Below are 23,919 nucleotides of genomic sequence, written 5' to 3'. Positions count from 1 at the left end.
CATCGCCCCTTCCGCTTGCCGTCAAAAGAAGAAAAAGACCTCACACGGCTCTTTCCAGAGAAAGGGAACCGAATGGAATGGTTTTATAAATTTCCACATATGGATGACGACGCGCTTCGCAACTTGAAGAAAGCGATCGACGAGGGATTTCGCGCTTTCACCCGCGCCTATGGCGATATGATCGAAAGCATGTTTTCGCCTCTGCAGAGCTTTCTGCTGGCGGCCGATCACTTCATGACGCAGACGCCGTGGCCGATCATCACGGCGATCATCCTCACTATTGCATGGTTTGCGAGCCGAAGTGTCAAAATCGTGCTGAGCTGTCTGATCACGCTCCTGCTGATCGGCTATTTCGACATGTGGACCGATACGATGCGTACGGTCGCAATGATCTTTGTCTGCACCGTCCTGTCGATTGCCGTCGGCCTGCCGATAGGCATACTCATGGCGCGTTCGAATGGCGTCAAACGGGTCGTCAACCCGATCCTCGACGTGATGCAGACCATGCCGAGTTTCGTTTATCTCATTCCGGTCGTCATGCTGCTGGGCATCGGCCGCGTCCCGGGGCTCATCGCCGTGGTGATCTACGCCATACCGCCAATGATCCGGCTGACCGATCTCGGTATCCGCCTCGTCGACAAGGATGTTCTGGAGGCCGCCGACGCCTTCGGCACCTCGGAGACCCAGAAGCTTTTCAAGGTGCAACTACCGCTTGCTCTGCCAACCATCATGGCGGGGATCAACCAGACAATCATGATGGCGCTGGCGATGGTGGTGGTCGCCTCGATGATCGGCGTTCAGGGGCTTGGCCAACCGGTGCTGAAGGCAATCGCCAACCAGTATTTCACCCTCGGCGTGTTCAACGGCCTCGCAATCGTTGGAATCGCCATAATCTTCGATCGGGTCAGCCAGGCCTATGGCAAGCGGCTCCAGAAGCATCGGGAGATCGTTCATGGCTGAGCAAGGTTTGGGCGGCATCGCAATCCGCAATCTCTACAAAATCTTCGGCGCCAACCCCGCCGCCTATGTCGATGCCGTCCGCAACGGTCTAACGAAGACAGAGCTTAACGATGCACATGGCCATGTGCTGGGGCTGTGCGATATCAATTTGGACATCAAGTCGGGCTGTATTCAGGTCATTATGGGCCTGTCGGGTTCCGGCAAGTCCACGCTCATCCGCCATATCAACCGCTTGATCGATCCGACCGCGGGTGAGGTGCTGGTCGACGGGGTGGATGTCGTAAAGATGAACAAGGACGAACTGCGAAACTTTCGCCGTCATCAGACGGCAATGGTCTTTCAGAAATTCGCCTTGCTGCCGCACCGGAGCGTGGTCGACAACACCGTCTTCGGCCTTGAGGTTCAGGGCATCGGCCGTTCCAAAGCGACCGACGTCGCCATGAGATGGCTAGAGCGCGTTGGCCTGAAGGGGTTCGAGCACAAGTACCCCAACCAGCTGTCTGGAGGAATGCAGCAGCGCGTCGGACTTGCCCGCGCCTTGTCGAACGATGCGCCTGTCCTCCTGATGGACGAAGCCTATTCCGCACTCGACCCGCTGATCCGCATGGACATGCAGTCCGTTCTTCTCGATATTCAGAACGAGATCAAGAAAACGATCGTGTTCATCACACATGATCTCGATGAGGCTCTCCGGCTGGGAGACCAGATCGCCATCCTGCGCGACGGCGAGGTCATACAGCAAGGTACAAGCCAGGACATCGTCCTGAGGCCGGCGGATCAATATGTGGCCAATTTCGTCAAAGAAGTGAACCGCGGACGGGTCGTGCAGGTCGAAGCGGTGATGGCTCCCTTACGTTCCCGGACCGGGGGTGAGCAGCCCACCATTCCGGCAAATGTCACGATCGAGGAAGCGATACGCGCGCTCGTCTCTGCCCCTGACGGCGACGTGACCGTTGTCGATCCATCAGGCAAACCGGTCGGAACCGTGAGCTTCCGGCAGCTGGCAGGGGCTATGGTCAATTCCCGCCATGTCGAGCACCGGTCTTTCGACGCGTCGGCGATAGTCGCGTAACCGAAGAGGTTGGCAGGTCTGATGGGTCTTTGCCTGAAGATCAGCAGATCTGTCGCATCCGGCGCCAGGCAGCCGGCGTATCGCCGGCAATCTGCCTGAACGCCTTGGTCAGATGTGCCTGGTCGGTGAAACCCAGGTGGGCCGCGACCTCCGCGACGGCCAGATCGCTATCGACCAGCAGTTTTTTGGCCAGATCGATGCGCCTGGCGAGCTGCCACTGCAGTGGCGTCTTGCCTGTCGTCTGCTTGAAGACGTTGGAGAACCAGCTTTCGGACAGACCGACGGTCGCGGCCATCTCGGCAACGGTCAAGCGGCAGTCGCTGGAGCGGTCAAAGCGCGACACCAGCTTGTTCATCTGCGCTTGAGTAAGCCTGCCATTGGCCTTTTCGGCTTCACGGTCGGGTATGTCGAGAAGGCCGGCGACGATGCTGCCCACCAGGCTTTCGGCATAGACGGCGTGTTTTGCCGGGCTCGATATCTCGTCGACGAGCAGGCCCGCCAGCGTCTCTATGGCGCCGACGTCCTGAAGCTCCACCGGCCGGCGCACCGCGGCCAAGGCGGCGGAGGCCCCAACCGAGGGCGACAGGAACCGCAGCAACCGATCCCGGTGCATGTGCAGGTTAAGGTGGGAAAATCGGTGCTTGGTTTCGCTGCTGGTCCACATGGGAACGCCGGCCGGGACATAAACGGCGCGGGTCATCGGGCGGTAGCCCTGCGAGCCGTCTCGGTTCGACACGCGAATTCGAGACGACACGTCGTTGAAGAAAATCATGATGCGCGGGTCATCCGCCAAATAGTAGCCTGTGGCACCCGACTGGCTTTCGGCTTCCCAGAAGACACTCACCAATCCGTCGAAACGACGCCACTTGACCGGAGCGACAACCCTTATCCCCTCCGTATGCCAAGCCATGGAATGCCAATAACTCAACACCGGGATCCTTCGCCTCATAACATGATAATTCTAGTCATCTATATAAAACCTCCGGGCGGATAGTAAAGGTCCGCATCTTCGATGCCTACCCGACCCGCCCCGGCGACACCTTGCTTCTTGACAAAGGATATTGCCGCGGTCTGATCCAGCACCTTGACCTCGTCACGATTATCTTATGGATGCCTTTCTCGGTATTCAGGCCATGCAGGAGAAATTTCGATGAACGTCCAACATCCACTTTTCGATCTGCGGGGACGCCATGCCGTCCTCACCGGTTCGAGCCGCGGCCTCGGCCTTGCCATGGCACGCGGACTCGCCTCCGCCGGAGCGCGGGTCACGCTGAACGGGCGCGATGAGGCGACGCTTTCGGCAGCAGTGAACCAATTGAAGACGGAGGGCTACGAGGCCTCGGGGATGGTCTGCGACATCACCAAGGCCGACGAAACGGAGGCCGCGTTCGCCGGCATCGGCGCGGTCGATATCCTCGTCAACAATGCCGGCATTCAGATCCGTGCGCCATTCCTTGAGCACAGCGCCGAAACTTGGCGGCGGATGTTCGACACCCACGTGATGGGCGCGGTACTTCCCTCGCAAGCCGTGCTGCCTGGGATGATCGAACGCGGTGGCGGCAAGATCATCAACATCTGCTCGCTGATGAGCGAGGTCGGCCGCAAAACCGTCGTGCCTTACACGACGATGAAAGGCGCGCTGAAAATGCTGACCCGCGGCATGGCGACGGAACTGGCCCATCACAACATTCAGGTCAACGGCATCGGTCCGGGCTATTTCGCGACCGAGATGAACCGCGCACTGATGGACGATCCGGTATTCGACGCCTTCGTGACGAACCGCACGCCCGCCGCCCGCTGGGGTCAGCCGGAGGAACTTTCCGGTGCAGCGATCTTTCTGGCCTCTCCGGCATCGGATTTCGTCAACGGCCAGGTGCTCTATGTCGATGGCGGCATTCTGGCGGCTCTTTGAGCCGCTTCGCTTCCGCAATGTCCTATCGGCGTTGAAAGCGCCAGACGTTAGTTCTTTGCCGCCTGGTAACCGAGCCCTGCGGAGGCGGTGAGCCCCGCCGTGCGCAAAAGGTCGGCATATTCGGATTTCCGGCTTTCGTCGAAGCGGAACATCGGAAAGGAAATCGAGACCGCGGCGATCGGTTTTCCGAGATAGTTGAAGATCGGTGCCGCCATGCATCGCACACCCGCTTCGCTCTCCTCCACCTCCTCGGCAAAGCCGCGGCTGCGGGCCGCCTGCAATTGGGCAAACAATTCCTGCGGATCGGTGATGGTGCGCGGCGCGAGCTTCGTCAATTCCATCTTGTTGATCCGCTCCCGGATCTCGTCGTCGTCGCGCCACGCAAGAAGAGCCTTGCCAAGCGAGGTGCTGTGCAGCGGGTTGCGGAGCCCGAGCGTCGATTTCATCGAGAGACTGTAGGCGGAATCGTATTTGTGGATGTAGACGACCTTCTGGTCGCGGTCATCGAGAATACCGAGATTGACGGACTCGCCGGTTACCCGAGAGAGCTTTCCCATCGCCTGGTCCGCAACACGCAGCAGATCCGTCTGCTCGGTCAGCGAGCGAGCGCCCAGGCTGAAGAGTTTCAGCGTCAGGCCGTATTTTTCCGTCTCAGCATCCTGCTCTACATAACCGAGTTCCACCATGGTCTGCAGCAGGCGATGCGCTGTGGTCTTCGACGTCATGGCTCGTTGAGCGAGATCGGCAAGGCTCACCTTCTTTCCCTCGACCAAGGCCTCCATCACGGCGAAAACCTTGAGGACGGCGGCGACATTTTCGGTTTTTGGGTTCAACTCTGACATAGCGCGTTCTATTTTTTTCGAAATCTTATTCTGGAATTTGAAAAAACCTGTGTCAAGATACAGGTGAGCATGCGGAACAGGCGCAGAGTGCAACAGAAAAACACGGTTGAAAAGCCATGGAGAGTATGATTTCTTAAAATCCGGAATATCGTTCCGAATATTTGTGGAGGACGTCCGGCATGCATCCGCTGCTGCGGCAAAAGCAACATCTTATCGAGCGCCACGATGTGTGCGGCCTCATCGATCGGCTGATCGACAACCTTGTCCATATCGAGGATCGCACCGGCGAATTCCTCCTGCGCCTCGACGACGGCCGGGTTATCGACACCAAGGGCTGGGCGGGCTGGGAATGGACCCATGGCGTCGCACTCTTTGGCCTTCTCAAATATTGGCAGCTGACCGGCAACCAGAAGGTGATGGATATCATCGTCGATTGGTTTGAAGCCCGGCTTGCTGAAGGGACCCCCACAAAGAACATCAACACCGTCGCACCGTTCCTGACGCTTGCCCATCTCTACGAACTGACGGGAGATCCCCGTTGGCGGCCCTACCTGGAAACGTGGGCCGAATGGGTGATGCATGAAATGCCGCGCACCCGCGAAGGTGGGCTGCAGCATATCGTCTATAACAGCGTCAATGATCAGCAGATGTGGGACGACACGCTGATGATGAGCGTGCTGCCGCTTGCCAAGATCGGCCTCGTGCTCAAGCGCCCGGAATTCGTGGAGGAGGCAAAATACCAATTCCTGGTGCACGCCCAATATCTTTGCGATACGCAAACCGGCCTCTGGTTCCACGGCTGGACGTTCGACGGCAATCACAATTTTGCCCGCGCTCGCTGGGCACGCGGCAATAGCTGGATCACCATCGCCATTCCGGAATTCATCGAGCTCCTGGACCTGGCTGAGAACGATCCCGTCCGCCGCCATCTCGTGTCCCTGCTCGGCCGGCAGGCGGCAGCGCTGAAACTCCACCAACATCCATCGGGCCTGTGGCACACGCTGATCGACGATACGTCGAGCTATCTGGAAGCCTCGGCGACCGCCGGCTTTGCCTACGGCCTAATGAAGGGTGTGCGCAAGCGGTATCTGGGCATCGAGTATCTGGAGACCGCCGAGAAAGCCATGAAAGGCGTGATCGACAACATCAGCCCTGAGGGAGAACTCCGGCAGGTTTCTTTCGGCACGGCGATGGGTGGCGATCTCGATTTCTATCGGCAGATCAAGCTGACATCCATGCCTTACGGGCAGGCGATGGCGATGCTCTGCCTGACTGAACTTTTGCGCAGCTTCGTGTAGCGAACTGCGCCGAGAAGAATGCTGCGTATCCGGCAGGAGGAGCCGGCGCGCGGCAAACCATGGAACGACCGCAACGCATCCGGCGCCGACGAGACGCTCCGGAGTTAGAAGGAGGAGGACAAAATGACCAAACTGACAAGGCGAACTTTATTGGGCACGATAGGAGCGGCGGCAGCCGCTTCTGCGCTTCCGGCTATGCCGGCGCTTGCTGCCACACGCACCATCCGCCACTATTGGTGGGGCAATCCGGAGCGCGACAAGCGCACCTTTGCCGTTATCGACGCATTCCAGAAGAAAAACGCCGGCATCTCCGTCTCCGGCGAAACGATCGGCTGGGGTGACTACTGGACCAAGATGGCGACCCAGACCGCAGGCCGGAACATGGCCGACCTAGTGCAGATGGATTACCGGTTCCTGTTTGAATATGTCAATCGCGGGGCGCTGAAGCCTCTCGATGAATTCGCCGGCAAGAGCCTGATGATCGCCGACTTCGACAAGGGCCCCCTCGATGGCGGCAGGGTCGACGGAAAGCTTTATGCCCTCAACATCGGCTCGAACAGCCAGGTCATGGTCTACAATACGCGCGCCTTCCAGGAAGCGGGCATCGACGCAGACCTGATCAACTGGACCTGGGACGATTTCGCCAAGGCATGCGAAAAGATTACCGCCAAGTCCGGGGGCAAGATGAAGGGCTCGGACGACCTGTCCCTGATGATCGAAACCTTCGAATCCTGGGTTCGCCAGAACGGTCGCGAATTCTACAGCCCCGACGGCAAGGTCACGGCGACAGCCGGGGATGTTGCAAGCTGGTGGCAGATGTGGGCCGACCTGCGCAAGGCAGGGGTCGTTCGCGACAAGAACAAGACCGTTATTCTCGATCCGCCGATTGCCGAATCGGGCGTCGCCGTCGGCGACACCGCCATGTCCCACTACTGGTCCAACCAGCTGGTCGGCATCCAGTCCGTGGCAAAAGACAAGATCGGCGCGGCCATGGTGCCCCACAAGGCGGGCGGCAAGCCCGGCCAGTTCATCAAGCCCTCGATGTTCCTGTCCCTCAGCCGGGACGCCAAGGACACGGAGGCCGCAATTGCCTATATGAATGCCTGGGTCAACGATCCCGAGATCACCGGCATTCTCGGTCTCGAACGCGGTATTCCCTGTTCGCCAAAAATCCGTGCAGCGCTGACCCCGAAGCTCACCGAGGTCGAAAAACTCTCGGTCGACTACTTCGCAGCGATTCAGAGCAAGGTCGGCCCGCTGCCGCTGCCTGCCCCCAAGGGAGCTGGAGAGGTGCGAGACGCCTTCATGCGTGCCGGCACCGACGTCGTGCTTGGCAAGGTGGAAATTGCGAAAGCCGCTGGCACCTTCATCGAAGACGCCCAGTCGATCGTTGAGCGCGCCCAGTAATCGGTGCGGGAATATCAGGGCCCCGGCAATTCCTGCCGCCGGGGCCTCTCTTCCGACAACAAGGTCGTTTCGATGAGACGTTTTTTTGCCCGCAATGCACCGGCCTATGTGTTTCTTCTTCCATGGCTGATCGGATTTTTTCTGCTCGCCCTGGGGCCGATTCTTGCGTCGCTTTATCTATCCTTCACCCGCTATGACATGGTGAGCGCGCCCCGATGGATCGGTTGGGGCAATTACGAATACATGTTCACACGGGATCGGCGCTTCTGGAAAGCGCTGCAGGTCACTTTTACCTATGTTGCGCTGGCTGTGCCCGCCCGCCTGATCATGGCCCTCGGTGTCGCCATGTTGCTCGACAAGGGCTTGCGGACGATCGGCCTGTATCGAGCCATCTTCTACCTGCCGTCCCTGCTCGGCTCTTCGATTGCAATCGCGATATTGTGGCGTCAACTTTTCGCGGCCGACGGTGTCGTCAATCAGGTTCTGGCGATGGTCGGAATCCAGGGAGCCTCCTGGATCACCGATCCCGACACTTCGCTCTTCACGATTGTCGTGCTCGCCATGTGGCAGTTCGGCTCGCCGATGCTGATCTTTCTGGCTGGCCTTCGCGGCATTCCGCGGGATCTGTACGAGGCGGCGGAAATCGACGGCACGCCGCGCTGGCGGCAATTCACCCGCATCACTTTGCCGCTCCTTGCTCCGGTGATCTTCTTCAATCTGGTGCTGCAGACCATCGATTCCTTCAAGACCTTTTCCAGCGCCTTCATCATCTCCAACGGCACCGGCGCGCCGGCGGACAGCCTCCTGTTTTATACGGTCTACCTGTTCAACGAGGCCTTCAAGTTCTTCCGCATGGGTTATGCATCGGCGCTTGCCTGGTTCCTGCTGGTCATCATAGCGACCTTCACCGCGATCGCTTTCTTCACTTCCAAATATTGGGTGCACTATGAAAACGAGCGCGACTGATCTGGAAATCGCCATCCAGGTGGATGAGGCCGCGCGTGTCGCTCACGAGCTTCGGCTGAAGCGGGACAAACGCGATCGCAACGGCCGGATCCTCAAGCACATCTTTCTGATCACCGTGTCATGCGTGATGCTCTATCCGCTGTTCTGGCTGCTCGCTTCCTCGTTGAAGCCGGAAAACGAGATCTTCGGCAGCCTGACGCTTTGGCCTTCCGAATTTCGGTTCGAGAACTACACGAAGGGCTGGTACGCGCTGCCGATATCCTTCACGGTCTTCTACGTGAACTCGGCGATCGTCACGAGCCTGTCGGTGATCGGCAATCTGGTCTCCTGCTCGTTCGCGGCCTATGCCTTTGCACGGCTGAGTTTCACCGGGCGCAGCTTCTTCTTCGCGCTGATGATGATGACACTGATGATCCCCTATCACGTGGTTCTCATCCCCCAATATGTTCAGTTCCTGAACCTCGGCTGGGTCGACACCTATCTGCCCCTTGTGGTGCCGCGCTTCCTCGCCTCCGATGCCTTTTTCATCTTTCTGATGGTGCAGTTCTTTCGGCAACTGCCCCGCGAGCTGGACGAAGCTGCGATGATCGACGGCTGTTCGCCCTTCAAGATCTATTGGGCAATCATATTGCCGCTTTCGCTGCCGGCCATGGGCACGGCGGCGATCTTTTCACTGATCTGGGTCTGGGAGGATTTCCTTGCCCCGCTCATCTACCTCAACGACATCAAGAGCTACACCGTGCCGCTGGCGCTTCGCCTCTTCCTCGATCAGGAAGGGCAGTCCGCCTATGGCCAGATGTTTGCGATGTCGGTCCTTTCGCTGGTCCCGGTCGTCATCTTCTTCGTCCTGTTCCAGAGACTCATCGTGCGCGGCATCGCCACCTCCGGAATGAAATAGGGAACAAGACGCATGGCAGGATTGACGCTTCGAAACGTCGGCAAGCGCTATGGGGCGCTGTCCATCATCCAGGGGCTGAATCTGGACATCCACGACGGCGAGTTTCTTGTTCTCGTCGGTCCATCGGGCTGCGGAAAGTCGACGCTCCTGCGCATGATCGCAGGCCTCGAAGACATTAGCGAAGGAACGATCTCGATCGGCGGAAAGGTCGTCAACGACTTGCCCGCCTCCAAGCGCGAACTTTCCATGGTCTTTCAAAGCTACGCTCTCTATCCGCATATGAGCGTGCGAAAGAACCTGGCTTTTGGCCTTCAGAACTTCAAGGTGTCTCGCGCCGAGGTGGAGCGGCGGGTGGCGGACGCCGCGCGCATCCTGCAGATCGAGCAGCTTATGGACCGCAAGCCGCGCCAGCTTTCGGGCGGCCAGAAGCAACGTGTCGCCATCGGCAGGTCGATCGTGCGCGAGCCGCAGCTTTTCCTGTTCGACGAGCCGCTTTCCAATCTGGACGCGGAACTGCGCGTGCAGATGCGCGCGGAACTGGCCTCGCTCTACGCCCGCCTCGGCACCACCATGATCTACGTGACCCATGACCAGGTCGAAGCGATGACCATGGCAAGCCGGATCGTGGTCCTGCGCGGTGGCAAGATCGAGCAGCTCGGCACGCCCCAGGAACTCTATACCCGGCCGCAGAACCTCTTTGTGGCGGGCTTCATCGGCTCTCCGAAGATCAACATGCTGCAGGCCAGAGCAACCCGCGGGTCAGGAAAGACCACTGTGTCGGTGGCCGGCATGCCCGACTTTTCGATTGCCGAGCTTCCGACCGAGGATCCGGCGCTGACGTTATGCGTGCGGCCTTCGTCTCTGCGTGTCGGCAATGGCGATGTCACGGGCGAAGGCACGATCCGGCTGGTGGAATATCTCGGCAGCGAGACCTTGCTGCATATCGCGCTGTCTTCAGGCCAGGTGCTGCTGGCCAGCGACAACGGACGGACGCCCTACCGGATGGGCGATCCGGTCACCGTCGGATTCGACCTCTCCGAACTCCACTATTTCGATAGCGCAGGAAAACGCATCGAACCCACCCAGAAAGAAAGCCAGGTACAGTGAAGATCGCCATTGTTGGATGCGGTTCACGCCATCAGATGTTCCGCAATTCCGTCGTTGAAGATTATGCCGATAAACATGAGATCGTTGCCCTTTGCGACAGCAACGCCCATCGCCTCGGCGAAGCGGCGCAAGCGGCCTCAAAACCCGGGACGAACGGCGTCGCGACTTATCTTGCCGCCGATTTCGACCGCCTGATCGCCGAACAGAGGCCGGATACGGTCGTTGTCGCAACGCCGGATTTCCTGCATGCCGATTACATCGTTCGTGCCTTCGAGGCCGGCTGCGACGTCATTTGCGAAAAGCCGCTGACGATCGATCTCAGCCGTCTCAAGCAGATCGTCGATGCCCAGGCGCGCACGGGCCGAAAGGTCACAGTCACCTTCAACTACCGCTATTCACCGGCACGCACCCAGATCAAGGAGCTGATTTCCTCGGGCGCGATCGGCACCGTGACTGCGGTCGATTTCCGCTGGCACCTCGATCGGGTTCATGGCGCCGATTATTTTCGCCGCTGGCACCGCCAGAAGGAGAATTCCGGCGGGCTCCTGGTCCACAAATCGACCCACCATTTCGATCTTCTCAACTGGTGGCTGGGGACCGCGCCGACGGAGGTCCTCGCCTCCGGCCGGCGCGTCTTTTATCGCCCGGAAATGGCGGTGGAGCTTGGCCTCGCGGGCCGCGGGACACGCTGCAGCGACTGTCCCGTCGCCTATAAGTGCGATTTCCGCCTCGACCTTGCAGCCGACGAAAACCTGCGCAAGCTCTATGTGGAAGCTGAGCAGGAAGACGGTTATTTCCGCGATCTCTGCGTATTCGACGAAGAGATCGGCATCGAAGATACGATGCAGGCGCATATCCGCTACGCCTCGGGCGTCACCGCCAATTACACCCTGACTGCCTATTCGCCCTGGGAAGGGCTGGAGATCAAGTTCCGGGGTACCAAAGGCGACATTACCCATCGCCATGTCGAGGTTCATGGGGTTTTCGGCGGCAAACGCGCCCATGCGGACGAAGATGCGATCACCACCGAACTCCACCTGGCCGGCGAGCCTCCGCGCCAGCTCACCGTTCCGAAGGCGACGGGGGATCACGGCGGCGCGGATCCGGTCATGCTGGGTTATATCTTTGATCCGGAAAGCATGCAGCCCGATCCTTATGGCCGTGCCTCCGATCATGTTGCCGGCGCCTGGTCCATCCTCACCGGCATCGCTGCCAACGCTTCCATAGAAACGGGCTCGTTGGTCAACATACAATCCATGCTCCGCGCTCGCGGCATCCACCTGAACAGGTAGTTCCCATGGCTTTTAACCTTCGTATCGGCGTCATCGGCATAGACCATGGACATATCTACGGCATGATCAACGGCATGTTGGATGCCGGCGCCACGCTCGTAGCGTGGACAACGGGCGAGGAGACCCCAGAGGCGGCCCGCAAGACATTCCAGGAAACCTATCCGGATCTGCCGGCCCGGTCGATGCAGGCCATCCTCGACGATGAAAGCATTGTCCTTGTCCTGTCGTCCGGGATCAACAGCGAGCGCGCCGATATCGCGGTGGCGGCAATGGTGCACGGCAAGGACGTTCTGGTCGACAAGCCCGGCTGCACCAGCCTGGAACAGCTGGCAGACATCCAACGCACCGTCGCGGAGACCGGGCGACGCTGGACCGTGTCCTTTTCCGAACGTGTCTCCGTCGAGAGCGCCACCCTGGCGGACCAGCTGATTGGCCAAGGTCGGATCGGCAAGGTGGTTCAGACGGTCGGTCTCGGACCGCATCGCTTGAATGCACATCTGAGGCCGGATTGGTTCTGGGACAGAGCTCGCTGCGGCGGAATTCTCGCCGATATCTGCGCCCATCAGTTCGATCAGTTCCTCCATTATACCGGGTCGACCGAAGCACGGGTTGTTTCCGCCCATGTGACCAATGTCGCAAATCCGGATCGGCCTGCATTCCAGGATTTCGGCGAGGTGCTGCTAGAGGGTAACGGCGGCCGGGGTTATGCCCGTGTCGATTGGCTGACGCCCGACGGTCTTCCCGTCTGGGGCGACGGCAGGATGACCATTCTGGGGACGGAAGGTTATATCGAGCTGCGCAAATATATCGACATCGCCGGCCGGGACGGCCAGGACCACGTCTTCCTGGTCGACAAGTCGGGTGTACAGCGGTTCGAGGCGAGCTGCGCCGGAAAGCCGTTTTTCGCCCGCCTGGCCGCCGACGTGGAAAGGCGAACCGAGACGGCAATGCGCCAGTCTCATGCGTTCCTCGCGACGCGGTTGGGACTGCAGGCGCAACTTGTCGCAGAAGAGAAAACAGACCGATGACGGAGCGTGTCCGGGTCGCCGTCATCGGCGCGGGTATAGGCAAGGCGCACATCGCCGCTTATGCCGAATTGGCTGATCTGTTCGACGTCCGTTACGTCTGCGATCTCAACCTGTCTCGCGCCGAGGACGCGGCGCGACAGGCGCCGGGCAGCCAGGCTGTCCCCGACATCAACCAGGTCTTCGCCGATCCTCTCGTGGATCTGGTCGACATCTGCCTGCCGCCACAACTGCACGCGCCGATGACGCTTGCAGCCCTGGAAGCAGGAAAGCACGTCGTCTGCGAGAAACCGCTTGCCGGTTCGATAACCGAAGTGCGCCGGATTGCCGAGCTTTCCGAACGAACGGGGCGGCAGGTCTTTCCCGTATTTCAGTATCGTTATGGCGCCGGCTACCGGGCGGCACACGAATTGAAGCACCGGGGACTTTTGGGTCGGCCTTACGTGGTGGCCTTGGAGACACATTGGCAGCGGGGACCCGATTATTACGCAGAGCGCTGGCGGGGCACATGGAAAGGCGAACTCGGCGGCGTACTTGTCAGCCATGCATGCCATATCCACAATCTCATGACTCATCTCGTCGGAGATGTCGTGGAGGTCGCCGCCTTCCTCGATACCCGCGTCAATCCGATCGAGACCGAGGATTGCGCGGTGCTTTCCATGCGCACCGCGCAGGGCGCGCTGATCACGTCGTCGGTCACCTTGGGTGCGGCCGGAAACAGTTCGCGGTTAAGGATGTGTTTCGAGCACGTCACGGTCACGTCAGGCGCAGAGGCCTATCAGATAGGGGCGGGACCGTGGAAATTCGAAGCCACCGACCCGTCGCGGCAGCCCGAGATCGATGCGGCAACCCGAGAAATACCCGACGTCCTTCCACGGTTTCCGGGACTATTCGTGGATGTCCATGCGCGTCTCACCGGGAAGCCGGACCTCTATCTGCCATCGCTTCAGGAAAGCTATCACTCGATCGAGCTTGTTACGGCAATCTACGCATCGGCAAGGGAAGGCCTGATCGTACGCCTGCCGCTTGCTACAGATCACCCCCTCGCCGCGGGTTGGCTGCCGGTCTGAACAAGGCAGATATCCGGGTTGCGAAAAATCACAGAGCCGGAAGGGGCGCTCAGGCGGCCGACGCCCGCTCGGCCACCGCGCGATGGACTGCCGTCTGAAGTTGCTCTTGAGTGAACGGTTTGGTCATGCGCAAGAGATCTGAAAGCCCGTGATCTTCGTGTAGTTCGACATATCCGGAGGCCAGGATCACCGGCAAACCCGGATAGGACCCGATGATCAGGCGCGCGAGCTCCGCCCCGGTCATCCCGGGCATGGCATGGTCCGTGATGACGAGGTCGAACCTCCGGCCGGAGTTGAGGATTTCCAGTGCGGCAGCGGCTGAAGGCGCCTCCGTGGTGACATGGCCAAGATCTTCCAGCATGGCCGAGGTTCCCATGCTGACGAGCGCGTCGTCATCGACCACAAGTACCGTCAGCGCGTTCGGCATATTGGGAGCAGCATCCTGGGGTGCGGCCTCCGGCGATGGAGCCGTCCCACCAATATCTTCGGCGATCGGCAACCACAGGGACACGGTCGTCCCCTCTCCCTTGACGCTCGACAGGTCCAGAATACCGCCCGATTGGGCCGCCAGACCGTGCACCATCGAAAGACCCAGACCGGTTCCCTTTCCAGGTCCTTTCGTCGTGAAAAAGGGCTCGGCCGCACGCGTCACCGTAGCTTCGTCCATGCCCTCTCCGGTGTCGGAAACCGAAATCCGCACGTAACGGCCGGCGGTCAGGCTGCTGGCCCGCGTGACATCTTTTTCCTCTGCGGACACCATGATCGTGCCGCCCCCGGTCATCGCATCCCGGGCGTTGACGAACAGGTTGAGGAGGGCAAGTTCGAGCTGATTGCTGTCGACCAGCAACTGCGGCAGCCGTGGCGGAATATCTTTCCTGATATCCACCCCAGGTCCGAGCGCCTTGCTCAGGAGGTCCTGAATGTTTTCGAAGAGCTCGGCGAAATCGACCGCGTGCGGCTTCAATTCCTGGCGGCGCGCGAATGCCAGCAACCTTTGGGTTAAAGCCGCGCCACGCTCGGCCGCCTGTATCGCATTGGCGACCAGCCGCTCGCTCTTCTCATCGGTGGGAAGTCGCTTCTTCAGGAGGTTCAGGCTTCCCAGCACCGCCATCAGCAGATTGTTGAAATCATGGGCGACGCCGCCGGTCAGTTGGCCGATCGTGTCCAGCTTCTGCGCCTCGAACAGTTGAGCAATCGCCTCTTCCCGCTCGCGCGTCCTCTGGTCAATCCGTTCCTCGAGTTCTTCGTTAAGCTGGCGCAATTGATTGGAGGAAGCTTCCAGCTCGGCGGTACGTTCGCGAACCCTATCCTCGAGGTCAGCGTTCAACCGCTCAAGTTCCCTCGTCTTTCGGTACAAGTCAGCGAACACTCGCACCTTGGCCCGCAGAACTTCGGGAACGATGGGTACCGAGACGTAATCGACGGCTCCCGCCGCATAACCGCGCAGCCGGTCCGGTTCGGCCATCATGACGGCCGATACAAATATGATTGCCGTATGCTGGTAGCGGGGATGCTCCCGGATCATGCTGACGAGCTCGAAACCATCCTGCTCCGGCATGCAGACATCCACCAGAATGACGGCAATATCGTTGCGCAGGAGGTGCTCCAAAGCCTCTCGACCGGACTGGGCCTTGATCAGATTTTCACCAAGCTCCTGGAGCACGACCTCATAACTTAGAAGTTTTGCCGGCTGATCGTCCACGAGAAGGATGTTGACAGGGTCCATGGCCATATCCCCTAGCGGTGCAACCACATGCGGAGCGCGGATAGCAGTTGTTCGGTATTGACCGGCTTTGCCAGATAATCAGACGCACCCGCTTCCAGGCACTTCTCGCGATCGCCTTTCATTGCTTTCGCGGTCAGCGCAAGGATCGGCAGGCGTCGGAATCTGGGGTCCGAGCGGATCACCTGCGTCGTTTCGTAGCCGTCCATTCCAGGCATCATGATATCCATCAGAACGATGGCGATGGCCCGATCCTTCTGAATGACGTCGATGGCTTCGCTGCCTGTGGTCGCAGTCAGAACTCTCATTCCGCGACGTTCGAGAACACTGCTGAGTGCGAAAATATTGCGGGCGTCGTCGTCCACCAACAAAACGGTCTCTCCGATCAGATCCTCGTCCGAGCTGTGAAGTTCCTCGAGCATCGCTTGCTTGGCGGCCGGCATATCGGCCACCACCCGGTGGAGGAACAGGGCAGTCTCGTCCAGGAGACGTTCAGGCGACTCGACGCCTTTCACGACGACGCTGCGCGCCATGGTGTGTAGCTGGGCGTCCTCTTCGGGTGAGAGCTCACGCCCCGTGAAGACCACGACCGGAACCTCGGCAATGTCATCGTCATCACGGATCTTTTCCAGAACTTCGAAGCCGGACATGTCAGGCAGGGTGAGATCGAGAACGACGCAGTCGGCCGGATCCTCTTTAAGTGCGGCGAGCGCCTCGGCACCCGAGCCTACACTTTCGATGTCGATATCGTCATGGCTGAGCAGAGCGGTCACGCTCAGCCGCTCAGCCTCGCTGTCTTCAACAAGGAGAAGCCGTTTGCGGCGCGGCTCCGCATAATTCTTCAGCCGCAGGAATGCTTTACCGAGACTGTCGGTCGTGGTCGGCTTGCTCATGAATGCGAAGGCGCCGCGTGTGAGGCCATGTTGACGGTCCTCGTCAAGGCTGATGATCTGAACGGGAATATGCCGCGTCGCCGCGCTCTGCTTGAGTTGGCTCAGCACCGTCCAGCCGAGCATGTCCGGCAGGAAAATGTCGAGGGATATCGCGGCAGGTTTGTATTCCTGCGCCAAATTCAGCGCTTCGCCACCGCGCGTCGCCACCAGCACCTTGAACCCGCTGTCATGGGCCAGATCGACAAGGACGCGGGCATAATGCGGATCGTCCTCGACGATCAGCAGAACCGCATCCCCGGGCTGTATTTCGCCACGATCGTCTTCGACCTGTTCCGCGGGCTTGTCGGCGCGACGTGCGGCGGCAGCCTCTGCGAGCTGCACGACATTGCTGTGGGCCGGCAGGGCCTTAGAAGCGGGGGAGGCGCCCACATAAGTCAGCGGCAAATAGAGCACGAACGTGCTGCCGACGCCGGGCGTGCTGCGCAGCTGGATTTCGCCGCCAAGAAGGTTCGCGAGTTCACGGCTGATCGCAAGGCCCAGCCCGGTGCCGCCGTATTTCCGGCTGGTCGAAGCGTCAGCCTGCTGGAAAGCCTCGAATATGATGCGCTGCTTTTCGGGCGGTATGCCGATCCCGGTATCGGTGACCTCGAAGGCGATCACCGATGGCGCATGTTTGAGAGACGAATGATCCAGCGACCAGCCTTCGGTCACCGGCGCGACTTTCAGCGTGACACCGCCTTGCGCGGTGAACTTGAAGGCGTTCGACAACAGGTTCTTGAGGATCTGCTGCAACCGCTTGGAGTCGGTAATGATGCTTCTCGGCACGTCTTCGCCAATCTCGACCATGTAGCTGAGATCGCGATTTTCCGCCTCATGCCTGAACGGCCGCGACATCATCTCCAGCAGGTTGGTGATGAATATCTCTTCGGCATCAACCGATACGGTCCCCGACTCGATTTTGGAGAGGTCGAGAATATCGCTGATCAGGTTGAGGAGATCGGTGCCAGCCCCGTGGATCGTCTTTGCGAACTCCACCTGCTTGCCGGAGAGGTTGCCGTCGGGGTTTTCTCCGAGCTGCTGGCCGAGGATCAGGATCGAGTTCAGCGGCGTGCGCAGCTCGTGCGACATGTTGGCGAGGAACTCGGACTTGTATTTCGACGTCAGCGCCAGCTCGGTTGCCTTTTCTTCCAGCGCGCGGCGGGCCTGCTCGATTTCCTGGTTCTTCGCCTCGACCTCGACATTTCGTTCTTCGAGCTGCTGCGCCTTTTGCTCAAGCTGCTCGTTGGTCTGCTGCAACTCCCTCTGCTGCGTCTGAAGTTCTGTCGCAAGCTGCTGGGATTGCTTGAGCAGGCCTTCCGTCTGCATCGTCGCCTCGATCGAGTTGAGTACGATGCCGATCGAGGTCGTCAGCTGGTCCAGGAAGGAAAGCTGCAACTCGGTAAATTCGCCGGCCGACGCAAGCTCGATCACCGCCTTGACCTGCCCTTCAAAGTGAACCGGCAGAACGATGGCGCTCTTGGGAAGGGTCGAGAAAACGCCAGAGCTGATGGGAACGACATTGTCGGGAAGATTGGTAACCAGAATGCGCCGGGCATCGATGGCGCACTGCCCCACAAGCCCCTGGCCGAACGCCAGACGCCGCGGATGTGCCGCACCGACCCCGTCCGCGTAACTTGACAGCAGGGACAGGGTTGGCTGGTGATCCTCAGCGTCCACCTGATAGATAACGCCTTGATGTGCCCCGACGAGAGGCGCGAGTTCCGAAAGCAGCATTTTCCCGACCAGCGTCAGGTCGCGCTGCCCCTGGAGCATGTTCGTGAACCTCGCGAGGTTCGTCTTCAGCCAGTCCTGTTCGGTATTCTGCTCCGTCGTCAGGCGCAGGTTGCCGATCATCGTATTGATGTTGTCTTTGAGCTCGGCGACTTCACCGCGCGCTTCCACCTGGATCGACCGCGTCAGGTCTCCCTTGGTGACGGCCGTCGCGACTTCCGCGATAGCCCGGACCTGAGTGGTCAGGTTGGCCGCCAGCAGATTGACGTTACCGGTCAGGTCTTTCCATGTACCGGCGGTGCCCGGCACGTTCGCCTGACCGCCGAGGCGGCCTTCGACGCCCACTTCGCGAGCCACCGTGGTGACCTGGTCGGCAAAGGTCGCCAGCGTATTGGTCATGTTGTTGATGGTTTCCGCAAGTGCGGCGACCTCGCCCTTGGATGCGACGGTGAGGTTCTGCTTGAGGTCGCCGTTGGCGACGGCCGTCACCACCTTGACGATGCCGCGCACCTGTTCCGTCAGGTTGGCGGCCATGACGTTGACGGTATCGGTCAAATCTTTCCACGTACCGGCGACGCCCGGCACCTGCGCCTGGCCGCCGAGCTTGCCCTCGGTGCCGACTTCGCGCGCCACACGCGTGACTTCGCCCGCAAAGGCGTTCAGCTGATCGACCATCGTGTTGATGGTATTCTTCAGTTCCAGAATTTCGCCCTTCACGTCGACGGTGATCTTTCGCGACAGATCGCCTCGCGCGACAGCGGTCGTTACTTCGGCGATGTTGCGGACCTGCGTGGTGAGATTGGCGGCAAGCAGGTTGACGTTGTCGGTCAGGTCTTTCCAGGTGCCGGCGACGCCCGGCACCACCGCCTGACCGCCAAGACGGCCGTCAGTGCCGACCTCGCGCGCCACGCGCGTCACTTCGCCCGCGAACGACCGAAGCTGGTCGACCATGGTGTTGAGCGTGTCCTTCAACAGCAGGATTTCACCACGAACGTCGACGGTGATCTTGCGCGACAAGTCGCCATTGGCGATCGCGGTGGCGACCTCCGCGATATTGCGCACCTGGGCCGTCAGGTTGCCAGCCATCGAGTTCACCGAATCCGTCAGGTCCTTCCAGGTACCCGCGACGCCCGACACCTGCGCCTGGCCGCCGAGCTTGCCTTCGGTGCCCACCTCGCGTGCGACGCGCGTCACTTCCCCGGCGAAGGCGTTGAGCTGGTCCACCATCGTGTTGATGGTGTTTTTCAGTTCCAGGATTTCGCCTTTCACGTCGACCGTGATCTTGCGCGACAGATCTCCTCTTGCGACCGCAGTCGTCACTTCCGCGATGTTTCGCACCTGACCGGTGAGGTTGGAGGCCATCGAGTTGACGTTCTCGGTCAGATCCTTCCAGGTGCCGGCAACGCCCGGTACCTGGGCTTGGCCGCCGAGCTTGCCTTCGGTACCCACTTCGCGCGCCACACGCGTCACTTCCGAGGCGAACCGGTTGAGTTGGTCCACCATCGTATTGAGGGTTTCCTTCAGCTGAAGGATTTCCCCCTTCACGTCGACGGTGATCTTGCGCGAAAGGTCGCCGTTGGCGATCGCGGTCGAGACCTCGGCGATGTTGCGGACCTGAGCCGTCAGGTTGCCGGCCATCGAGTTCACCGAATCGGTCAGATCCTTCCACGTGCCGGCAACACCCAGAACGTTCGCCTGGCCCCCGAGCCGCCCTTCAGTCCCGACCTCTCGGGCGACACGCGTCACCTCTCCGGCAAAGCCGTTGAGCTGGTCCACCATCGTGTTGATGGTCTCCTTGAGCTCCAGAATTTCACCCGACACTGTCACGGTGATCTTCTTCGACAGGTCACCCTGGGCGACGGCGGTCGCAACTTCGGCGATGTTGCGCACCTGGCCGGTCAGGTTGGAGGCCATGGAATTGACCGAGTCTGTCAGGTCCTTCCACGTTCCCGCGACGCCGCGCACGTTGGCCTGGCCGCCAAGCCGGCCTTCGGTTCCCACTTCGCGCGCGACACGCGTGACTTCCGAGGCAAACGCGTTGAGCTGGTCGACCATCGTGTTGATGGTCTCCTTCAGCTCCAGGATTTCACCCTTCACATCGACGGTGATCTTCTTCGACAAGTCACCATTGGCGATTGCCGTCGAGACCTCGGCAATGTTGCGGACCTGTGCCGTCAGGTTCCCGGCCATGGAGTTGACGTTCTCCGTCAGGTCCTTCCAGGTGCCGGCGACGCCGCGGACGTTGGCCTGGCCGCCGAGCCGCCCTTCCGTTCCCACTTCGCGGGCGACACGCGTTACTTCCGAGGCAAACGCGTTGAGCTGATCCACCATCGTGTTGATGGTTTCCTTGAGTTCCAGGATTTCACCCGAAACCGTGACCGTGATCTTTTTTGACAAGTCGCCATTGGCGATCGCCGTCGACACTTCGGCGATGTTTCGCACCTGGGCCGTCAGATTGGAGGCCATGGAATTGACGTTGTCGGTCAAGTCTTTCCAGGTTCCGGCGACGCCGGGCACCTGGGCCTGGCCGCCCAGCCGGCCTTCGGTGCCGACTTCGCGGGCGACACGCGTCACCTCGCCGGCAAAGCCATTGAGCTGGTCAACCATCGTATTGATGGTTTCCTTCAGTTCAAGGATTTCGCCGGACACATCGACGGTGATCTTTCGGGAGAGGTCGCCGCGGGCGACGGCGGTCGTCACCTGGGCGATGTTTCGCACCTGCGCCGTCAGGTTACCGCACATTGCGTTGACCGAGTCGGTCAAATCCTTCCACGTGCCCGCAACGCCCGGCACAAGAGCCTGGCCACCCAGCTTTCCTTCCGTGCCGACCTCTCGGGCAACGCGCGTCACTTCCGACGCGAAGGAACGGAGCTGGTCCACCATCGTGTTGATGGCTTCCTTCAGCTGCAGGATTTCGCCGCGAACATCGACGGTGATCTTTTTGGAAAGATCGCCGTTGGCGACCGCAATCGTGACGTCTGCGATATTGCGGACCTGAGCGGTCAGGTTCGAAGCCATCGAGTTGACGCTCTCGGTGAGGTCCTTCCACACGCCGGTGACTTCCGGAACCTGAGCCTGTCCACCCAATTTGCCGTCCGTGCCGACCTCGCGGGCGACACGCGTCACTTCGGATGTGAAGACGCTCAGCTGCTTGATCATCGTGTTGACGATCTCGGCTGAACGCAGGAATTCCCCTTTCAGCGGTCGCCCATCGACGTCAAGCGGAACCGTCTGCAGCAGGTCGCCTTTGGCGACCGCCGTGATCGTCCGAGTAACCGCCGTCGTCGGCCACAGCAGATCGTCGATCAGGGTATTGATCGACCCTTCCATGTCTGCCCAGGCTCCGTCGGAAAGCCCAAATCTGACCCGCGTGCTGGTGCGCCCGTCCCGCCCGACCACCTGGCCGACATTCTCGAGCTGGGCCGCCATTTTCTGGTTGGCGGCGATGATATCGTTTAATGTATCTGCGATTTTTCCGGTGACACCGGTCATATCGGACCGCATCCGGACCGAAAAGTCTCCTCGTCTCATCGCCAGGAGAGCTTCAAGCAGGGCGCGGGCATCTTCGTCCGCCATCACCGCGACATTCACGTCTGAAAGGTCGCTCGAATCCACGCCACTGCGCTGAACGTCATTGCCCTGTCTAGCCACCGAAGCCCCCTGCCTTAGAGTGCCATTTTAATCTAGCGCAGGATTTCAAAAAGACTACTGGCCGGGCGCACTCCACCTCCCGCGTCAGACAAGCAAATTCCGCTCGGCTTAGGGACGCTAATTGCGGCAAGTGAAGGCCCGGAAAAATACGGCCCGGCCGGTCGATCCGGCACACGAGCCGCGGCTGAATTTGTCAAATACTGCAGTTATACGATTGACAATACGAGCATATTTCGCTCAAAAAAGATAACAACAGATCATGTGGTCTAATATGCTGGTTATTCTCGCCGACGACCTGACTGGCGCGCTTGATTGCGCAGCGCCGTTTGCCGGCAGGGGTTTGCATACTGAAATCGCGCTGAGCGCCGAGGCTATCGAGTGGGCCTTGCAAATGAAGCCCGCGGTTCTTTCAATCAACCTGGGATCTCGTGAAGTCGGGGCGGAGGCTGCGCGGCAGGCGACTGCGGCGGCCCTGTCGGTCCTGCCATCGGACATCGTTCTGTTCAAGAAGACCGATTCCCGCCTCAAGGGCAATATCGCCGCCGAGCTTGACGTCACGCCTTTTCACCTGGCGCTGGTCGCTCCGGCGATACCCGATTTCGGGCGGAATGTCCGAACCGGACATGTCGAAGGTTTCGGCCTGGACAAGCCGCTGAATGTCGCCGATGCGCTTGGCGTTCATGCCGAACGGGCCATCATTCCCGATACCCTTTCGCAGGAAGACATGTCCGCGGCTCTGGCAATTGGCCGCGAGGCCGGGACCGATCTTTTTGTCGGCGCCAGGGGTCTCGCCGAGGCGCTGGCATGTCATATGACCGGCCGTCAGACCGCCGAACCGGCCCTCCCCAAACCGGGCCCTGCCCTTTTTGTCATCGGCTCGAGAGATCCAATCACGCTTGCGCAAGTCGAGGAACTGCGGCGGGCGGTCGTGCTTGACTATATTGCCGCGCCGAACGGACGCCCGGAGAAGATCGCGCCGCCCCAGCATTGCGTGACGCTGGTTCAGGCCACGCCGGATGGAAGGGACGATCCGCCGCTTCTGGTATCGGACAGGATGGCGGCGGGCATAGTCCCGGACATGACGGCGCCGGCCGCCACTCTGCTTCTGTCGGGCGGCGCGACTGCCGAAGCCGTCTTGAAGGCAATGAATGTCTCGAGATTCCAGCTTCTCGGCGAATGTCTGCCAGGCCTTGGCTTGGCTTATATCGATGGCCAATGCATCATCGCCAAATCCGGCGGATTCGGCACGCCGGGCACATTGTGCGAGATAGCAAGAATGGCCATGGGCGAGAAGGGTTGAACGATGGGGCTTGAGAGCGGCACTGCCCGCAAGGGCCTTCCTGATATCGTCTTTGAGCGGATGTTGCGCGCGATCAAGTCGGGGGCATACCGGCCGGACGAACGGTTGCCGACCGAACATGAGCTAGCCAACGAATTCGAGGTGTCGCGGCCGATCATCCGGGAAGCGCTGAGACGGTTGCGCGAGCAGGGACTGATCTATTCGAGACGCGGCGCCGGCAGCTTCGTGCGTGCGCTCGGCCTACGCGAGCCGCTCGGGTTCGGCCAGCTGGAAAACGTCGCCGATCTCCTCAACTGTTATGAGTTTCGCATGACGCTTGAACCTGCGGCGGCCGCAGCGGCGGCGGTGCGTCACGATAAGGAGAGCCTGGCGGCCATAAAGCGGGCCCTGGAATTGCTGCGCGACGCCACGAACCGCCAGGCCCATCGTGAAGACGCCGACTACCAGTTCCATCTGGCTATCGCGCGGGCGGCTCAGAACAGCTACTTCTCGACGGCGATGGAGGCTCTGAAGGATCACATTGCCGTGGGGATGAAATTCCACGGCGCCTCCGTGAAAAGAGAAGCCACCGGACTTGCGAAAGTGTTCGGCGAGCACGAGGCAATCGCCGATGCGATCACTCGCGGTGACCAAGAAGCGTCGCGGCAACTGATGCTGGACCACTTGAAAGGTTCACGCGAACGACTGTTTCAGTCCTCGCACCGGTGAAACCTGTAGATGTCATCCGGCAACC

17 protein-coding genes are annotated in these 23,919 nt (G+C 60.2%); 13 read left to right on the top strand and 4 right to left on the bottom strand.

All coding sequences use genetic code 11. The annotated features are described in order from the left end of the window. The first annotated feature begins 72 nt into the window (after positions 1-72). Positions 73-960, top strand: a complete 888-nt coding sequence (locus tag MOV63_RS01230; RefSeq protein ID WP_247031171.1) for a proline/glycine betaine ABC transporter permease — start codon at positions 73-75, stop codon at positions 958-960. Beyond that, entirely contained in the window at positions 953-2,032 is a 1,080-nt protein-coding gene (locus MOV63_RS01225; protein WP_247031248.1) for a glycine betaine/L-proline ABC transporter ATP-binding protein, read from the top strand. Before MOV63_RS01230 ends, MOV63_RS01225 begins: the two co-directional genes overlap by 8 nt. A 40-nt stretch (positions 2,033-2,072) precedes the next feature. On the opposite strand, the gene MOV63_RS01220 is transcribed toward MOV63_RS01225, so the two are convergent. Further along, a complete protein-coding gene (locus tag MOV63_RS01220) occupies positions 2,073-2,960 on the bottom strand; it encodes an AraC family transcriptional regulator (protein WP_247031170.1) in 888 nt (295 codons plus the stop codon). 222 nt (positions 2,961-3,182) lie between these two features. On the opposite strand from MOV63_RS01220, the gene MOV63_RS01215 reads away from it, so the two are divergent. Then, a complete protein-coding gene (locus MOV63_RS01215; protein WP_247031169.1) occupies positions 3,183-3,944 on the top strand; it encodes an SDR family NAD(P)-dependent oxidoreductase in 762 nt (253 codons plus the stop codon). Positions 3,945-3,991: 47 nt separating this feature from the next. Here the strand turns inward: MOV63_RS01215 and kdgR are convergent, their stop codons facing one another. Then, positions 3,992-4,786 carry a DNA-binding transcriptional regulator KdgR gene (gene kdgR, locus MOV63_RS01210; RefSeq protein WP_247031168.1) on the bottom strand — a complete coding sequence of 265 codons (795 nt, stop codon included), beginning with the start codon at positions 4,784-4,786 and terminating at the stop codon, positions 3,992-3,994. Between the two features lie 179 nt (positions 4,787-4,965). Between kdgR and MOV63_RS01205 the strand changes: the two genes are divergently transcribed. The 8 genes from MOV63_RS01205 to MOV63_RS01170 all read left to right on the top strand — a co-directional run bounded on the left by MOV63_RS01205 (position 4,966) and on the right by MOV63_RS01170 (position 13,849). After that, positions 4,966-6,084 (top strand): glycoside hydrolase family 105 protein, encoded by a 1,119-nt coding sequence (locus tag MOV63_RS01205; protein WP_247031167.1) that lies wholly within the window; start codon positions 4,966-4,968, stop codon positions 6,082-6,084. A gap of 123 nt (positions 6,085-6,207) precedes the next feature. Next, complete coding sequence (locus tag MOV63_RS01200; RefSeq protein ID WP_247031166.1) at positions 6,208-7,491, top strand: ABC transporter substrate-binding protein; 1,284 nt, start codon at positions 6,208-6,210, stop codon at positions 7,489-7,491. A 72-nt stretch (positions 7,492-7,563) separates the two neighbouring features. Then, a complete protein-coding gene (locus MOV63_RS01195; protein WP_041366645.1) occupies positions 7,564-8,457 on the top strand; it encodes a carbohydrate ABC transporter permease in 894 nt (297 codons plus the stop codon). Continuing rightward, positions 8,438-9,355: a carbohydrate ABC transporter permease gene (locus MOV63_RS01190; protein WP_040125615.1), complete on the top strand. Its 918-nt coding sequence runs from the start codon at positions 8,438-8,440 to the stop codon at positions 9,353-9,355. Before MOV63_RS01195 ends, MOV63_RS01190 begins: the two co-directional genes overlap by 20 nt. Positions 9,356-9,367: 12 nt before the next feature. Further along, a complete protein-coding gene (locus MOV63_RS01185) occupies positions 9,368-10,462 on the top strand; it encodes an ABC transporter ATP-binding protein (RefSeq protein WP_247031165.1) in 1,095 nt (364 codons plus the stop codon). Continuing rightward, positions 10,459-11,754 (top strand): Gfo/Idh/MocA family protein, encoded by a 1,296-nt coding sequence (locus MOV63_RS01180; protein ID WP_247031164.1) that lies wholly within the window; start codon positions 10,459-10,461, stop codon positions 11,752-11,754. The genes MOV63_RS01185 and MOV63_RS01180 overlap by 4 nt, the downstream gene beginning before the upstream one ends. Positions 11,755-11,759: 5 nt before the next feature. Further along, positions 11,760-12,782, top strand: coding sequence for a Gfo/Idh/MocA family protein (locus MOV63_RS01175; protein ID WP_247031163.1), 1,023 nt, complete (start codon positions 11,760-11,762; stop codon positions 12,780-12,782). Continuing rightward, positions 12,779-13,849 (top strand): Gfo/Idh/MocA family protein, encoded by a 1,071-nt coding sequence (locus MOV63_RS01170; RefSeq protein ID WP_040125619.1) that lies wholly within the window; start codon positions 12,779-12,781, stop codon positions 13,847-13,849. Before MOV63_RS01175 ends, MOV63_RS01170 begins: the two co-directional genes overlap by 4 nt. Before the next feature lie 49 nt (positions 13,850-13,898). Here the strand turns inward: MOV63_RS01170 and MOV63_RS01165 are convergent, their stop codons facing one another. Further along, a complete protein-coding gene (locus MOV63_RS01165) occupies positions 13,899-15,575 on the bottom strand; it encodes a response regulator (protein ID WP_247031162.1) in 1,677 nt (558 codons plus the stop codon). An 11-nt stretch (positions 15,576-15,586) separates the two neighbouring features. Next, positions 15,587-21,811 carry a HAMP domain-containing protein gene (locus MOV63_RS01160; protein WP_157885366.1) on the bottom strand — a complete coding sequence of 2,075 codons (6,225 nt, stop codon included), beginning with the start codon at positions 21,809-21,811 and terminating at the stop codon, positions 15,587-15,589. 346 nt (positions 21,812-22,157) lie between these two features. On the opposite strand from MOV63_RS01160, the gene MOV63_RS01155 reads away from it, so the two are divergent. Next, positions 22,158-23,186, top strand: a complete 1,029-nt coding sequence (locus tag MOV63_RS01155) for a four-carbon acid sugar kinase family protein (RefSeq protein ID WP_247031161.1) — start codon at positions 22,158-22,160, stop codon at positions 23,184-23,186. Positions 23,187-23,189: 3 nt separating this feature from the next. Beyond that, positions 23,190-23,894 (top strand): FadR/GntR family transcriptional regulator, encoded by a 705-nt coding sequence (locus MOV63_RS01150; RefSeq protein ID WP_247031160.1) that lies wholly within the window; start codon positions 23,190-23,192, stop codon positions 23,892-23,894. Positions 23,895-23,919 lie beyond the last annotated feature (25 nt).

Origin of the sequence: Neorhizobium sp. SHOUNA12A, assembly GCF_023006505.1 — a bacterium.
Classification (GTDB): Bacteria; Pseudomonadota; Alphaproteobacteria; order Rhizobiales; family Rhizobiaceae; genus Neorhizobium.
This window is presented reverse-complemented; position numbering and strand designations above follow the sequence as displayed.

What these genes read in the sequence shown, in the direction of transcription:
- MOV63_RS01230 (WP_247031171.1), top strand. Translation starts at nt 73, where the DNA reads ATGGAATGGTTTTATAAATTTCCACATATGGATGACGACGCGCTTCGC.
- MOV63_RS01225 (WP_247031248.1), top strand. Translation starts at nt 953, where the DNA reads ATGGCTGAGCAAGGTTTGGGCGGCATCGCAATCCGCAATCTCTACAAA.
- MOV63_RS01215 (WP_247031169.1), top strand. Translation starts at nt 3,183, where the DNA reads ATGAACGTCCAACATCCACTTTTCGATCTGCGGGGACGCCATGCCGTC.
- kdgR (WP_247031168.1), bottom strand. Translation starts at nt 4,786, where the DNA reads ATGTCAGAGTTGAACCCAAAAACCGAAAATGTCGCCGCCGTCCTCAAG.
- MOV63_RS01205 (WP_247031167.1), top strand. Translation starts at nt 4,966, where the DNA reads ATGCATCCGCTGCTGCGGCAAAAGCAACATCTTATCGAGCGCCACGAT.
- MOV63_RS01200 (WP_247031166.1), top strand. Translation starts at nt 6,208, where the DNA reads ATGACCAAACTGACAAGGCGAACTTTATTGGGCACGATAGGAGCGGCG.
- MOV63_RS01195 (WP_041366645.1), top strand. Translation starts at nt 7,564, where the DNA reads ATGAGACGTTTTTTTGCCCGCAATGCACCGGCCTATGTGTTTCTTCTT.
- MOV63_RS01190 (WP_040125615.1), top strand. Translation starts at nt 8,438, where the DNA reads ATGAAAACGAGCGCGACTGATCTGGAAATCGCCATCCAGGTGGATGAG.
- MOV63_RS01185 (WP_247031165.1), top strand. Translation starts at nt 9,368, where the DNA reads ATGGCAGGATTGACGCTTCGAAACGTCGGCAAGCGCTATGGGGCGCTG.
- MOV63_RS01175 (WP_247031163.1), top strand. Translation starts at nt 11,760, where the DNA reads ATGGCTTTTAACCTTCGTATCGGCGTCATCGGCATAGACCATGGACAT.
- MOV63_RS01170 (WP_040125619.1), top strand. Translation starts at nt 12,779, where the DNA reads ATGACGGAGCGTGTCCGGGTCGCCGTCATCGGCGCGGGTATAGGCAAG.
- MOV63_RS01165 (WP_247031162.1), bottom strand. Translation starts at nt 15,575, where the DNA reads ATGGACCCTGTCAACATCCTTCTCGTGGACGATCAGCCGGCAAAACTT.
- MOV63_RS01160 (WP_157885366.1), bottom strand. Translation starts at nt 21,811, where the DNA reads ATGGCGGACGAAGATGCCCGCGCCCTGCTTGAAGCTCTCCTGGCGATG.
- MOV63_RS01155 (WP_247031161.1), top strand. Translation starts at nt 22,158, where the DNA reads ATGCTGGTTATTCTCGCCGACGACCTGACTGGCGCGCTTGATTGCGCA.
- MOV63_RS01150 (WP_247031160.1), top strand. Translation starts at nt 23,190, where the DNA reads ATGGGGCTTGAGAGCGGCACTGCCCGCAAGGGCCTTCCTGATATCGTC.